Source organism: Sporosarcina sp. Y352, assembly GCF_056786535.1.
Genome location: NZ_JBXCJE010000004.1, coordinates 72,181 through 86,921 on the forward strand (window position 1 = coordinate 72,181; position 14,741 = coordinate 86,921).

The 14,741-nt window shown below is 40.2% G+C and carries 10 protein-coding genes and 1 pseudogene; 4 read left to right on the plus strand and 7 right to left on the minus strand.

Features of this window, described 5'->3' with window-relative positions; translation table 11 throughout:
• Positions 1-83: 83 nt before the first annotated feature.
• From AC1TO6_RS07960 to AC1TO6_RS07970, 3 genes are read right to left on the minus strand one after another with little or no spacing between them, the layout of a single operon-like run.
• Entirely contained in the window at positions 84-1,493 is a 1,410-nt protein-coding gene (locus AC1TO6_RS07960) for an O-antigen ligase family protein (RefSeq protein ID WP_482101073.1), read from the minus strand.
• 35 nt (positions 1,494-1,528) lie between these two features.
• Positions 1,529-2,803: a nucleotide sugar dehydrogenase gene (locus tag AC1TO6_RS07965; protein ID WP_482101074.1), complete on the minus strand. Its 1,275-nt coding sequence runs from the start codon at positions 2,801-2,803 to the stop codon at positions 1,529-1,531.
• A 24-nt stretch (positions 2,804-2,827) separates the two neighbouring features.
• The gene (locus AC1TO6_RS07970; protein WP_482101075.1) at positions 2,828-3,547 is read right to left on the minus strand and encodes a WecB/TagA/CpsF family glycosyltransferase; all 720 of its coding nucleotides are present in this window, start codon (positions 3,545-3,547) and stop codon (positions 2,828-2,830) included.
• Between the two features lie 214 nt (positions 3,548-3,761).
• On the opposite strand from AC1TO6_RS07970, the gene csaB reads away from it, so the two are divergent.
• The 4 genes from csaB (at position 3,762) to AC1TO6_RS07990 (ending at position 9,504) form a co-directional block, all read left to right on the plus strand.
• Positions 3,762-4,883: a polysaccharide pyruvyl transferase CsaB gene (gene csaB / locus AC1TO6_RS07975; RefSeq protein ID WP_482101076.1), complete on the plus strand. Its 1,122-nt coding sequence runs from the start codon at positions 3,762-3,764 to the stop codon at positions 4,881-4,883.
• A 3-nt stretch (positions 4,884-4,886) separates the two neighbouring features.
• Positions 4,887-6,062 (plus strand): glycosyltransferase family 4 protein, encoded by a 1,176-nt coding sequence (locus tag AC1TO6_RS07980; protein WP_482101077.1) that lies wholly within the window; start codon positions 4,887-4,889, stop codon positions 6,060-6,062.
• Between the two features lie 52 nt (positions 6,063-6,114).
• Entirely contained in the window at positions 6,115-7,620 is a 1,506-nt protein-coding gene (gene murJ, locus AC1TO6_RS07985; protein ID WP_482101078.1) for a murein biosynthesis integral membrane protein MurJ, read from the plus strand.
• A gap of 294 nt (positions 7,621-7,914) precedes the next feature.
• Entirely contained in the window at positions 7,915-9,504 is a 1,590-nt protein-coding gene (locus AC1TO6_RS07990; RefSeq protein WP_482101079.1) for a hypothetical protein, read from the plus strand.
• A gap of 54 nt (positions 9,505-9,558) precedes the next feature.
• On the opposite strand, the pseudogene AC1TO6_RS07995 reads toward AC1TO6_RS07990, so the two are convergent.
• The 4 genes and pseudogenes from AC1TO6_RS07995 to AC1TO6_RS08010 form a co-directional block, all read right to left on the minus strand.
• Positions 9,559-9,783, minus strand: a pseudogene (locus tag AC1TO6_RS07995) (IS3 family transposase); the annotation flags it as partial.
• Positions 9,784-9,939 (minus strand): transposase, encoded by a 156-nt coding sequence (locus AC1TO6_RS08000; RefSeq protein WP_482101080.1) that lies wholly within the window; start codon positions 9,937-9,939, stop codon positions 9,784-9,786.
• Between the two features lie 574 nt (positions 9,940-10,513).
• The gene (locus AC1TO6_RS08005; protein WP_482101081.1) at positions 10,514-12,127 is read right to left on the minus strand and encodes an S-layer homology domain-containing protein; all 1,614 of its coding nucleotides are present in this window, start codon (positions 12,125-12,127) and stop codon (positions 10,514-10,516) included.
• Between the two features lie 150 nt (positions 12,128-12,277).
• Complete coding sequence (locus tag AC1TO6_RS08010; protein WP_482101082.1) at positions 12,278-14,011, minus strand: hypothetical protein; 1,734 nt, start codon at positions 14,009-14,011, stop codon at positions 12,278-12,280.
• Positions 14,012-14,741: the final 730 nt, after the last annotated feature.

A 14,741-nucleotide genomic window follows, 5' to 3' on the forward strand; every position in this document is an offset into this window, starting at 1 on the left:
TGGGTCAATTAGATTCCTGTCATCTAAAAAAGCCCGAATCTCGTATGTTATTAAACACTTGAGATGCGGGCTTTTTCAATTTGTCATTTGGTTATCGTATCTGTACTAATTCGTGCCTGGAAAACCAGGACCGCAAAAAGAAATGCGAGATAGATTGATACGGATGGTGCTGTCAGTACATGCCCTGCCGTATAGCTAATGCCTATTCCGATTAGGAATGCGACTCCGGTCAAGATTCCAAAGTATGTGAATCTAGTTTTGAAGTTGGTGATGAACTGCCAGACGTATTTTAGAGCGAAGTACAGAATCGGTGCCATCATGTATAGGAAACCGATGATACCGAAAGAGTAAAACCAGTCGTGAAAATCCATTTCAATCATTTTAAGCGGTTTGTGCTGTTGAGGGTAGTCATAGTTACCTGCGAAGCCCATACCGAATAATTTCTGGCTAATCGGTGCTTCTGCAAATTGTCTTGTATAATCCGCTGCGTATTGTTCTCGACTGCTAAACACTAGATTTTCAAACTGTTTACCCGTTATGAATGGGTCTTCCTCTTCTTCTTCATCAATCTCAATTTCTTCCCCAAATTCATCAAGTTCAACGGGTTTGTCCCCCATTGAAATGCCTAGTATGTTTAAATGGGCGAACATGTTACCAAACACTGGGGTGAATGGTGTCGTGAAACTTAGTGCAATGAGTAGGATGATAGAAACAAGTACATTCGCTTTTACCACTTGTTTGTTGGTATCCTTGTTCTTCATAAGAAGCATGATTAAACTGCCAATCAAAACGGAAAGGAGAACAATGATAATTCCTCCGTATCCCACTTTTGTTCCGAGCGCAAGCATCGATATCGAGAGCAAAATGAACGGCAACCAGTAAATGAACTTTTTCGGAGCAGTCATTTTGTTTACTGCGTATAGGGCGGTGATAGGCAATAATATGGCCATTGTTGCACCGATTTCATTGCCCGCGTAAAACCACCCTGTCCATCCCTCTTTCGACCTTGCATAGTTCGCTAGACTAGTTCCAGTCAATTGCGCAATGATGAATACGGCACTGATTATGCCCGATGCAATAAGGAAATAGTTAACGAGCTGTTTCTTAGTATCGGTTCCATTTTTCGCTAGTGCCTCTATTAATAGAAGGAAACCGAAAAACAGTACGTGGAAATAAACGACTTTTGTATAAAATGTCAATTCTTCAACGACGAAAAACGGTTCTTTCACAGTCATACTTGTTACAAAGTTAACAATAACGAGTCCTGCAAATCCGATTAAGTAGAGTAAATAGAGTTTTGCACGTTTACTTTTTGTAGCGGCATAGACAATCCATCCAGCCATGACTGCTAAATAGGCTAGACGGATGATGACACCGATTGTTAACGGAATATCTATGAATAAAATTGAAGCAGTCGTCAAGATATCAATGATTGGTTGGATAATAATGAACGCAACGAGTGCAAGCATTATTTTATGTTGTTTAAATTCCATGGGGACTAGTTCCTCTTTCGTTTAGGTTTTCTATGTTAGTTTTTAGAATCTCCGAGGACATGGACATCAAATCCTGCCTCTTCCCACTTACGTCGATCGATGCAGTTTTTCGTATCGATGACGACTTTGCAGGCCATATGCTTCGCTGCTTGGTTCGGATCCATTGTTTTGAACTCCTCGTGGTTCGTTAAAATGACAATTGCTGAAGCGCCATCTAATGCTTCATCTATATTTTGCGTTTGCGCGTCCATGTTGTTTGTCTTGATATGTGGATCGTATGCGACGACATTCAGCTCTTTGTTCAGCATTTGTTTAACGACATCGACGGAAGGACTTTCCCGCATATCATCAATATTCCCTTTGAATGCAAGGCCAAGTGCAGCTACTTTTGGTTGTTCTACGCCTTTTTCTTTTAGTATATCCGCCGTCAATTGCGCCGTGTATTCTGGCATACCATCATTCGTCCGGCGTGATAAGTGTATGATTTGTGCAAGTTCCGGGTTTAATTCAACTAGGAACCATGGGTCGACTGCGATACAGTGTCCGCCGACACCTGGACCCGGTTGGTGAATATTGACACGCGGATGGTAATTGGCAAGCCGTATTGCTTCCCATACGTCAACACCAATGTTGGCTGAAATTTTTGCCAGCTCATTTGCGAGAGCAATATTGACATCGCGATAGGTGTTTTCCATCACTTTGACAAGTTCTGCTGTGGTGTCGTCTGTTTCATGCATTTGCCCTTTGACAAATGACCGATATAATTCAGATGTCATGCGCGCTGATGCTACATTCACACCTCCGATAATCCGATCATTCGAAACAAGTTCTTCGAAAGCACGACCGGGAATAACCCGTTCTGGTGAATGTGAGACAAAAATTTCAGTTCCGATTTCGAGTCCTGATTGAACAAGTTCAGGAATGATGACATCTTGTACAGTCCGAGGTGGCACTGTCGATTCGAGAATGACAAGATTTCCTTCTTCGACGAACGGCGTGATTGCTTTGGCTGCGCTACGGATGTATTCAAGATTTGCCGTTTTGTCTTCCTTAATAGGTGAAGGTACAGCAATAATGAAGACGTCCGCTTTTACAGGTTCTGTCGACACTGTAAAAGCGTTCGAATCGATTGCTTTGTCTAACCGTTCTTGCAGGCCGTTCTCTTCTATATGAAGTTTTTTATTACTGATGTGTTCGACTACACTTTCGTTGATGTCGACACCATGTACGATGTGTCCGTGATTCGAAAACATGACAGCTGTTGGTAGACCGATGTAGCCCAGTCCAACTACGCAAATTGATTTTTTCATTTATATGCTCCTTTTACATTTCACTTAGTTTCTTCTATTAAATAGTAATTTTATTAAAAAGCGTGGTAAGTTGAGCTGACGTTTAATGCGTTTCGGGTCGCTCATGAGCCTGTAAAGCCATTCGGTACCTGTTTTCCTGAAGAAAGCTGGTGCCCGTTTGACTGTTCCGGAAAACACGTCAAAACTGCCTCCGACTCCCTGGAATACTAAGACGTTTGAAAGCTTGTCCATGTTGCGTTTAATCCATAATTCTTGTTTCGGGCTGCCAAGTGCGACAAAAATGATTTTGGCAGCACTGTCGTTTATGCGTTCGATGAGTGCGTTTTCGTCTTGTTCATAGCCGTCAGTCGTTCCTGCAATCACAATTCCGGGATTATCTTTTGTAATGTTTTCTGCAGCTTGTTCGACAACTTCTCTCTTTGCGCCGTATAAGTAGATCGGATGGCTTTCTTCTGCCGCGAATTTTAACAGGCGTGCCATCATGTCGACACCCGTTACACGTGTTTTGATATTCCCATTTTTCAGCTTGGATGCGAGTAGTATACCTACCCCGTCCGCTATTTGAAATGTGGAGCCGTTAATAAGCTCTTTCACTTCGGGATTTTTTTGCGCAGCCATCACTTTTTCCGGATTGACTGCGATAATTGTCGACTTATCCCCGCGAATCATTCTCAGTTTTATAGCCTTCACAATTCCTTCATATGTAAGTGGCGATACGTGTACGCCAAGGTATGCATCCTTCATAGTTGAACCCTCAATTCCATCGCTTTCAATTGTATTAGTATAGCAGAAACTCAAAGCGGTTGCATAGCTATCTGTAAGAGTGATAAAATCTGAGGAGGATGATGCTTTCACGGGTACGTGGAGGCTTTTATTATTGTTGCATCTAGCTTCAGCGCCTAGCCCCGACAAGCGCTGGGCAAGGCGCTTATGCTTTTGTTATGAGGAGGAACGGGTATTGAAAATTGTACTTTCCGGCTTTTACGGCCTTGGCAATACGGGTGACGAGGCGATTTTGAAGGCGATTGTTGATAATTTACGTGCGGAACTTGATAATCCGGACATTACGGTGTTTTCGTTGTCCCCTGAAGAGACAGCAAAAGAACATGGTGTAAAGTCGGTCTATCGTGGATGGCGTCATGGGAATAAGGACAAAGTGAAAGCATTGCGTCAGGCGGACTTGCTAATTTCTGGTGGGGGTGGCCTATTGCAGGATACGTATCCGACTAAATTTTTGTTTGGTCCCCTTCCCTATTATTTGCTTATTGTCTTCTTGGCGAAGTTATGCGGAACGAAGGTAATGTTCTTCTCACAAGGCATCGGTCCTGTGACGAGTAAATGGGGCAAGTTTTTAATGCGGTTGTTTGCCAATATGGCAGATTTGGTCACAGTACGTGATCAGTATTCGAAAGATTATTTGATTTCATTAGGGGTGAAACGCCCTGAAACGATTGTGACGGCAGATATTGTGTTCGCCTTTAAACCAAATGAAGATAATGTTGCGTATGTGTCGCTTGGTTTGACAGGTGATGAACGTCTTGTCGCCGTTGCACCACGTCCTTGGTTTGAACATGAAGATGTCTATATTGAAAAACTAGCATGGGTATTGGATGAATTGATCGAACAGCGTGGTGTTGTGCCCGTGTTCGTCCCAATGGAACCGCCTTATGATACAAACGTTTCGAAAAAAGTGATGGCCAAGATGAAACACGCGAATCAGACGCGTTTGCTTGGTGAATCATTTACACCCAATGAGTTTTATAATTTCATAGCTAAGACAGATTTAACACTTGCACTACGATTGCACGCATTAATATTCGCGGCATTATCGAACGTGCCGCATATCGGGTTAAGCTATGACCGCAAAGTGGAGAGCTTTTTGAAACGCTCAGGTATGTGGGACAAGTCGTTCCCACTTGGAGAGTTCACAAAAGAGGAACTGCTTGAAAGTTCGTTATATGCGCTTGATCACTCGGATGAACTAAAAGCAATGATTGAACCAAATGTTGACGTTTTGCGTTCTGAAGCGCTGCGCAATGTTGACTTGTTACGGGATACGTTTTTGAATGGAGGACGATGAGTAATGAAGATTTTATTGGCAACTGCGTATGATTATCCTCATTTAGGTGGATTGTCGGTTCATTTAACGACATTGAAGTCGGGACTCGAATCACGCGGTCATGAAGTGCGTATTGTGTCGTTTACGGATGTGCCTAAGTGGAAAAAAGAAGGTGTCGTAAGAGGCCCTGCTTTTCTATTGAATAAAGTGAAACAAGGCTCTGGTTATGTCTGGTCGTTGAAACGTCGGAAAGAAGGACTTGAGGCAATCATTAAAGCCGAAGTTGCGGATGGCTCGTATGACTTGGTCAATGCGCAGGATGTCTTTACTACGTTTGCTGCTATGTCTTCCGATGTCCCTGTTGTCAGCACGGTTCACGGTTACTTGACGTTTGAAGGTATTTCCAAGGGGTCCGTTATAGATGGCTCCCCTGAAGCGAAGGAATTGATGGAAGATGAGCGGGCATCGTATAAAGCGACGCGCGAAGTAATCACTGTCGATACGCGCATCAAGGAGTATATCGAAAAGGAAACAGGCGTAGTCGGCAATATGATTAAGAACTTCATCGATGTCGAGTCGTTTAAGCCTGAGATTGAACGTCGGGATGAATTCCGTGAAAAGTATGGACTAGAGAAAGATGACTTGATTTTCTTCGTGCCCCGCAGGTTGACGAAGAAAAATGGTGTTATTTATCCGATTCTTTCATTGCCGGCAGTACTTGAGAAATTCCCGAAAGCGCGGGTTGTGTTTGCGGGTACAGGCGAAATGATGGAGACGATGAAAGCGAAAGCCGCAGAACTGGGTATCGCTGACCGCGTGACAATGGTTGGTGCAGTTGACCATACGGATATGGTTGAGTATTATGCGGCGAGTAATGTTGCGCTTGTGCCATCAATTTACTCTGCGGGTGTTGAGGAAGCGACTTCGATATCGGCGCTTGAAGCGATGGGCTCCGGTGTTCCATTGATTGCATGTGCGGTTGGTGGTTTGAAGGAAATTATCGAGGATGGTGTGGACGGGCTGCTTGTTGAAGAGCAAAACGTAGAAGCCTTAAGCGACGCAATGATTCGCTTGCTTGGCGATCCTGAAGAAGGTCAGCGCTTGGCAGATACGGCTCGTGCGAAGATTATTGCCGAGTATTCACATTTTGCTGCAGCTGAGAAATATGAAGCAATTTACCTTAAAGCATTGAATAAATAATTTTGAAGCTCCCTGCCCCGGCTGGGAGCTTTCTTCTATTTTGGAGGCTATTATGAACCGATTGAAAAAGACAGCATTATGGGCGACAGCGCTTGCGCTCGTTTTAAAAGTATCTGGGTTTATCCGCGAATCAATTGTTGCAAAAGAATTCGGTGCTTCTTCCGAGACCGATGCCTACTTCCTTGCATTCGGCTTCATCACCTTAGTTGTTGCTATGATTTCAACAGGGTTCAATAATGTATTTTTACCGATGTATGTGAAAAGTCGGGCCGCCGGTGAACGCGGAGATCAGAATGCCAATGCGTTATTGAATTGGACGATGCTCATTTTTGTCGGCGTCAGTTTACTTGGCTGGTTTTTCGCGAATGCATTTGTACCGTTCATTTACGGCAATATGACTGAAGCGACATCTGTTCTCGCTGTTCAAATGACGCAGATTTTCTTTGCGTTTATGACGATGATTGCGCTTAGTGGTTTGCTCGATTCTTATTTGCAATCGCGACGAATTTTTGTCCCCTCTCAAGTTTCGAAATTGCTTGCGACATTAATGGCCGCCCTTTTCGCGTTGTTTTTCAGTGATATATGGGGAATTTTCTCTTTGGTTTACGGTTTTATCGCCGGAACGATAATGGGCGTAGTGATTCAAGTTACAGCCCTTATCCGCTCGGATTATAAATGGCAGCCTGTGTTTCGAATGGAGCGCGATTTCAGGGTAGCGTTTTTGATTTTGATTGTTCCTTCCTTACTAAACTCTGTCGTTGGGCAAGTGAATTTATTTGTCAACCGATTTTTCGCCTCTGGTACGGGAGATGCGTCAGTTACGTATTTGAATAACTCTTCGCTCATCATCAGTATTCCGAATGCGATTTACGCGACGACTTTGGCTGCCATTATCTTTACGCTGATGAGTGAGCAGACGGAAAATGTAGCAAAATTTAGAGATACGGTGTTTCGCGGGATGGAAATTTCGTTGGTGACGCTGTTACCGGTTGCGATTGGATTGTTGGTTGTCGGCGATGCGGTTGTTGCGTTCATCTATGAACGAGGTGCATTTACGGCAGCAGATACAGCGAATACACATCTGGCATTATTGTTGTATTTGCCGATTATTGTATTTCAGGGAATGCAACTCATTTTGTCGAAGTCGATGTATGCACGTGGCAAGACGGCGGTTGTTTTTCGGATCAGTGTTACGACGATTGCCGTGAACTTTTTGCTGAACTGGTTGTTGGTTGATAAGTATGGGTATCCAGCGCTTGCGATTTCAGCGTCTGTTGTGAGTGTTTATTACTTTGTTGTGTCGATGGTTGTCGTGTACCGCGATTTAGGGATTGCTGAGTTTAAGCGATTTGCCCGGATGAGTTCGCGGGTTATCGGTCCTGCTATTGTAATGGGACTCGCCGTTTGGGGATTAAAGGTTGTCCTTGGGGCTAGTGAGTGGGCAGCTTTGTTACAGTTGGCTGTGCTTGTACCAGCAGGGATTGCTGTCTATGCAGGAATGCTGTTCCTGTTTTACCGTGAAGGGGTCAGACGATTTGTTGGACTTATACGGAGATGAATTTTAAGTAAATCAATCACACCTCGGTGTGATTGCGTCAAGATTTTGAATTGAGCTTGTGCCTGCAGGACGCAGGTATGCAACCTTTGCCGCAGGACGCGGCGAACTTAGGTTGCCTATTAGTAACTCCCTTCAAAATCTTTGACATCCGCCGGAGGCTTTAAATTTATTCAGCATGGGATTGAACCCCCGCTGAATTGTAGGCTTCGTTCGCATTCATCTCACCACTTATAGAAGTGGGAGACTTCTGCTGAATGAAGTTAAAGGGAATCAATTTTGGGAGTGTGTTTTCGATTGAAGAAATGGATTGTTGGTTTGTTAGTATTGCTAGTTGTAATCTTGGGTGTCGCCGTTTTGCCCAATTTCATAAAAGATAAGACGATTGTCTATGAAGGGGATGATTACTCTGCCTCCCTTATGACATCTTCCGCAGTGAAGACCGAGTTTTCGGGTGAGAAGACACGGAAAATGGAAAACACAGTTGACGTTATTCGGGAATTTGATGTAAAACTGTTCGGCAAAGATATAGGAACCTATTCGATCGTAGAACGAACGCTAGGTAACGGGGCCGTCTTCCTCTTTGAACGGTTAGAGAATGATGGTCTGATAGGGTTTAACATGCGTACCACAATCGACTTTAAAGCCGGTGTGGATCTCGACACGAAAAGTTGGAATCCCGTTACGGTTGACCACCCGCATCATAATGTTTTCGGGGAAGATCCGACGGTTAATCCTTACGGCAGGATTACGGCTACCGGTGAAGATCATACGCTTGAATTGCTTATTGGAAACCAATACGTTTCAAAAGTGATGGTAAAAGCGTATGAAAACGGAAATACGAGTAAGATTCGTGAGTTGGACCGTGAATTCCAAGATATAGAGGTCAATGATGACGCGATTTCACGGTCAGCGAGCGTCGGAAGTGGAAACATTGCAGAGTCTTGGATACTTGTAGCGGAAGAGCCTCTCTTCTCCTCTGAGGTTGAAGAGGATGACTATATCGATTTCGCGTTACATAATCAGGTTTCGCAGTTGAACTGGTTAACGATGGACGGTCCTTACACGAAGTTGCCGTTCTCAATCGAGCCATCTACTAAAATGGGCTATGGGCGTGTCATCGGCCGGATTGAAGATGACGTGGCGCTAGAGTGGTACGAGAAATCAGGTTCTGTATTTTTCGAAACGATGGTGTTGAATTCACGCATCAATCTGCTCTACTATATCGATGAGTTTGAAGGGACGCGCTGGCCTTCCGAGTATACGAGCACTTGGTTGGGTAATGCTTATGGTGTACGTGCTCCCTATGTGGATACACGCTACAATGAGTTCGTGTCGTTCTTCTTGGACAAGACCGCCGAAACGTTTAAAGGCGACGTAACAGGCGCAGAACTGTACGTACCTGTGTATGCGGATTATTTACTATCTCGCATTGAAGCTGGTGAAATCATCGAAGCTGGCGATGGCTATCTCATTGTCGATTATTTCGATGAAGATCCGAAGACGCCGGTGACGCATGCTTCCTTGAATCATGAGCTGGGTGGTTTGAAGATTTTATTGACCGCCTTTAGCGATACAGGTGAACAGAAGTATATGGAAGCTGCAAAGCATGTCATAACGGGTATCGAGTCGTTTGGTCAGGCAGATGGCGGGTGGATCCGAGAAACTGGGGATCTGTGGTATCAAGCGAGACCGGATGGCACGTTTTCTGGTGATGACTATCCACAGCTGACGTTATTGGATCTTTTGGAAACGCAGAAGTTGTTGGAGAAGATGAAGTTGCCACGAAATGCGTATTTCGATGAGATGATTGATGCGAAGCTTGGGTACTTGGAAAGTGAAGACGCGGAATTGATTGAGAAGGTTACGAATTTGCTAGAGGAATAGTTTGATGGGCTCCGGATTTGATTTGTTGTGCCCCCTTAAAGTTAGAGTTTTATATTATGCAGCTAATTGGCTGGTATGCAGACGGTATTGAACCGGACTCATGCCAGCTAATTTTTTCTTGATACGCTTGTTATTGTAATAATTGATGTAAGTCTCAATATCTCTATTTAACTCCTCGTATGTGCGAAGCGCTACGCCATAATACATCTCCTGCTTCAAAAGACCAAAGAAGTTCTCCATTGGTGAATTGTCTAGACAGTTCCCTTTACGGGACATATTTTAGAACACATGGTGAGCCTTAAGGGTCTTCACCCAATTACTAAGCGGTGTATGTGATTTTATTTCGTATTTACGCACTAGCAACTTTAAACCAAGTGGACCATCTAGATACTCTTTCACAACCAGTAATTTAAACTCATCGCTATATTTAGCCATAATAAAATACCCCAAAAGTTAGATTTTGACTCTAACTTTTGGGGTGCACAACATTCTAGTCTGGGTATATAATTCAATGTTTTTCAATTTTGATCGCCCCCTATACCAATACTCTACTTATTTATCTTTCTTAATTGTAACACTAGATTCAATTAAAAATTTTAATTTTCAAACTACAATCATAGACGGTAATCGGCTGTGCGACTGTCAGTAAATAGAGGCGTTCATATAGCGGTAATGGTGAGCGGCGGCGTTCGTGTTGACGCTAAAAATGTGCCATCTAACTTTTATCTCGGGTTATTTTGAAACTGGATGCGTGATTGGGGGTGGAATATGTTTGACAGTGATAGAAAGCACCTATTAACGGAAAATAGCCCCGTACCGCCTACCCCAATATATAAACATGCTGCAAAGCCCGATTTATAGGGGTTAAACAGGTGTCATAAAGTACTATTATCGCTGTAAAATCTTTGTTTTATGATGGCATTAAAAAAGAGAGTAGTTTAATCGCCACCCTCTTAATTAATTAACATTCACTAAAGAAAATACAAAAATAATAATCAACTCTTATTTTTCATTTTTTAATAAAAGAAGGATTTACAGCTCTTGCTAAAAATGCAGAAAATTGTCCTCTAGTTAGTAATTCATTTGGACGATAAGTATTATCTGTATAGCCACTGGCAATTCCTAAAGAAGTTATTCTTGATACAGCATCAAATGATGAAATCCTTGAGTTCATATCTTTGAATGAATTAGGTGAAGCTGAAGTAATATCAAATGCACTACTAATTAAAATTGCCATTTGACCACGAGTAACTATTTCATCAGGACGATACGTATTATCATTAAAACCTTTAATAAACCCTTTTTTAACTGCTGCAGCAATATAGCCAGCTGCTACTGAACTTTGGTTAACATCTGTGAATGCAGTTTCTCCTACAACTTCTTCTAGTCCTAATGCACGAACAATCATAATTGCTGCAGAACCTCTTGTTACGACTTCATTTGGTCTAAATGTAGAATCCTTATATCCACTAATAATACCTTTATTAGAAAGATAGATGATTTCATTAATAAAACGATAATTATTCGATACATCTCTGAATACATTTAGTGGCGTTGATATTGGTAGTTCAGGTTCTTCTGGTGTTGGTGTTGGTGTTGAATTATCTGATGTCGGCTCAAATGCATCAATTAATTTAATACTTGCCCCATAAAAGTCGATTCCATTAAAGTAAGTTTTAGAATATCCACCTTCATTTTCAACTATTAAGCGATCAATTTTCCAAATGCCATTTAATGGTAAAGCAGGCAATTCAAATGATCCCTTCCAACCACCTTCTTTATACGACACATCATATAACGAAAATCTTTTATCATATTGAAAATTTCTAATTTCATATTCTGTTCCATCTGGACTTGTAATTATCGCAGTAAGTTTACTATTTTCTTTATTTAAATTTGGTACATAATGTAATACATCTGCTACGTACCATTCGATTTTAGTTTGTGTTTTAAATGATATATCTTCAAAGTAATGATTATAGATGAAAATAGGAACAGATGGAGTCGCTAAGGCTGGTATAATTCCTTCTTTCCACCATTCATATAAAAAGACTGCATCTCCATCAGGATTTTCTTTCCAAGTAGCATATTTCATTAACTCATCATAAGTAACGCTCTCAACAAATGGTGGTAATGCTAATCTAAATTTTTTAATAAATTCATTTATTTCATAATAACTATTTAATGCCACATTTATATAATCATTATTTATTTTTTGTTCTAATGATTTTCTTACCCACCTGTCCGCTTCATGGGATGGAATATAAAAGTTTTCTACAGAACGTATTCCCTGAAAATTATTAAAAGTATAATAGTTATTATTAACTTTTAAACTAATATCAATAATTTCCCAATTCCCCTCTATTACTTCTGTAGGTAATGTAAATGAGGCTTTTACCAAACCCCATTTAATAAATGATTTTAAATCCAACTTTAAGATTTGACCCAATTCATTTTTTATACTAATATTTCCTGTTGTTTCATGTGTTATCAGTTTAAGTATACTTTGATCAATATTAAATGATAATGACATTTCCTCTCTACTACCTAACGAAGTAACAGAAAAAATTGAAGCAGTATTATTTATATCTATAACATTATCTGAGATTAAATTGAAGTCCATTTCACCATTTAAAAAGTTTGTTTCTGATAGAGAAGCGCTATTATCATTTTTGTCATTCGTCTGGAGTGATTGAAATTTCCATATTCCATTTTCATCCTCTTCACTTATTTTATAATTGCCAATCCAGAAATCTTGATTTGAATCATAATTTTAAAAAACAGTTCTAAATTCTTGAGTAAGTTCATAACTCGGTGAATAGAATTGTACGTAGGCTCCAGAAACACCAGATTTATCATCACTAATTTTTGCTTTTATAGTAATAATTTCACCAACAGTTCCTTCATTAGAATTAATTTCAACATATTCAATTTTAGGAGATGTCCAGTCACCATCTTTATTTTCTACATTGAAATCAACTGATACTCCTTCTGGTAGTAAATCTGCTGTAATATTTTGTGTCACGCCAGAATCACTAACCATCATTATTTTATAAAATTCCCATTTCCCATTTTCTGAATTATTGGAAATTATTTTATTTCCAACCCACTCTTTTAGTTCTTTATCATACGTTAAGTGAAAATCTGTCATATTACCTGTTGTTTTACTTGAAGGTGAATTAAAAGAAACACTCATTTGCTTGACCCTGGAAAGATCATCCTTTATTTTCACTTTAACATCTACTTGATTTTCAACAGTTACCTTATTCGGACTTACTTCTATACTTTCTATTACTGGTTGTTCCTCGACAATTGGTGGAGGTATATCATTATTTCCATTCTCTACTGTAAAAGTTTTATAAAGGTAATCACCTTCATTTGGAAATGCAGAAAACGTATTGCCGACTTTATCTTCAAAGCTTATTAAGTACGTAGACCATGTACCGTTTGTTGCATTACTCGGTACTGTATATCCTGCTTCATATTTTTTCGTTGTAGGGTTATAAGTCAAATAAATCATTTTTGATACATTAGAACTACCCGACTTGCTTAACATTAAGTATCTATCAGTGCTACCTTCTCCTATACCTGATTCCAAATCTTCCGCTTCAACTTGTATAAGCACCTTATCTCCTGGCTTAACTATTGCTTTATCAAAACTTATACTCTTTACTGTTGGTGGAGTTATATCATTATTTCCATCCACTACTGTAAAAGTATTATAAAGGTAATCACCTTCATGTAGAAATGTAGAAAACGTATTGCCGACTTTATCTTCAAAGGCTATTAAGTACGTAGACCATGTACCATTTGTTGCAGTACTCGGTACTGTATACCCCGCTTCATATTTTTTCGTTGTAGGGTTGTGAGTCAAATAAATCATTTCCGTTACATTAGAACTACCCGACTTGCTTAACATTAAGTATCTATCCGTGCTACCTTCTACTATACCTGATTCCAAATCTTCCGCTTCAACTTGTATAAGCACCTTATCTCCTGGCTTTACTATCGCTTTATCAAAACTTATACTCTTTACTGTTGGTGGAGTTATATCATTATTTCCATCCACTACTGTAAAAGTATTATAAAGGTAATCACCTTCATGTAGAAATGTAGAAAACGTATTGCCGACTTTATCTTCAAAGGCTATTAAGTACGTAGACCATGTACCATTTGTTGCAGTACTCGGTACTGTATACCCCGCTTCATATTTTTTCGTTGTAGGGTTGTGAGTCAAATAAATCATTTCCGTTACATTAGAACTACCCGACTTGCTTAACATTAAGTATCTATCCGTGCTACCTTCTCCTATACCTGATTCCAAATCTTCCGCTTCAACTTGTATAAGCACCTTATCTCCTGGCTTTACTATCGCTTTATCAAAACTTATACTCTTTACTATTGGTGGAGTTATATCTGAAGATGCTAAAACCAGCAAAGTATCACTTAGCACAAAAACAAAAAACAAAGTAAAAGCTAATAAAGTTTTTATTGATCTTTCAAACATTATAAAACGTCCTTTCAAATCTCGCTTATTTTTCTAATTTAATACTCAAAAACACTTATCTTTTATACTCCCCTTTATCTATTTTTTACTAGTCCAATATAAAAAATTGCAAACAGGTTATTAAAACCAGGATATTCCAATACCAAAATATATAACATACGTCAAATTAAGTCAACAGGCAAGATTCAGAGTTTTCCCACAACTACTAAATGTTTATCAGGGTTGCAGGAATAGAATACATAAAGTCATTCTTTTGATGGTTGATAGGTTGTTTGGCTAAATATGTTGGAAATAAAAGAAGAGTAGCGATTTGTGAGTTTTTTAATTTGTCTTGATTATGCAGATGGATTAGCTTGTCCATTGTTGTGACACCTCGAATTCATTCATTAGTTGGTCGTAGGATGCCGCTTTTAGCCTAGCTTCTTAGGTCACTGCCACTGCCTGTGGTGCTGTTTGATTCTGCTACATGATATAGAAGTGCTAAGAAGTTGAATAGGCGCTCTTTATGTTTATTGTAATACTGATCCAGTGGTTCTTTATTGGCGACTGCAATCTATTTTAGAGTACGCTTTTCTTTTGCATAGTAGTTTTCTAGTCGCTCATAATCTTCTCGGATCTTACGGAACTTACGCTTTGTAACACCATCTGTATTCGTAGTGGCGATGTTGCCGACAAAGATATATATCTTTTCGATTTGATTGATGATTAGCTGATGGTTGAAATTATTGAG

Coding starts and splice junctions, on each gene's coding strand:
- AC1TO6_RS07960 (WP_482101073.1), bottom strand. CDS start 1,493: ATGGAATTTAAACAACATAAAATAATGCTTGCACTCGTTGCGTTCATT.
- AC1TO6_RS07965 (WP_482101074.1), bottom strand. CDS start 2,803: ATGAAAAAATCAATTTGCGTAGTTGGACTGGGCTACATCGGTCTACCA.
- AC1TO6_RS07970 (WP_482101075.1), bottom strand. CDS start 3,547: ATGAAGGATGCATACCTTGGCGTACACGTATCGCCACTTACATATGAA.
- AC1TO6_RS07980 (WP_482101077.1), top strand. CDS start 4,887: ATGAAGATTTTATTGGCAACTGCGTATGATTATCCTCATTTAGGTGGA.
- murJ (WP_482101078.1), top strand. CDS start 6,115: ATGAACCGATTGAAAAAGACAGCATTATGGGCGACAGCGCTTGCGCTC.
- AC1TO6_RS08000 (WP_482101080.1), bottom strand. CDS start 9,939: ATGGCTAAATATAGCGATGAGTTTAAATTACTGGTTGTGAAAGAGTAT.
- AC1TO6_RS08005 (WP_482101081.1), bottom strand. CDS start 12,127: ATGGACTTCAATTTAATCTCAGATAATGTTATAGATATAAATAATACT.
- AC1TO6_RS08010 (WP_482101082.1), bottom strand. CDS start 14,011: ATGTTTGAAAGATCAATAAAAACTTTATTAGCTTTTACTTTGTTTTTT.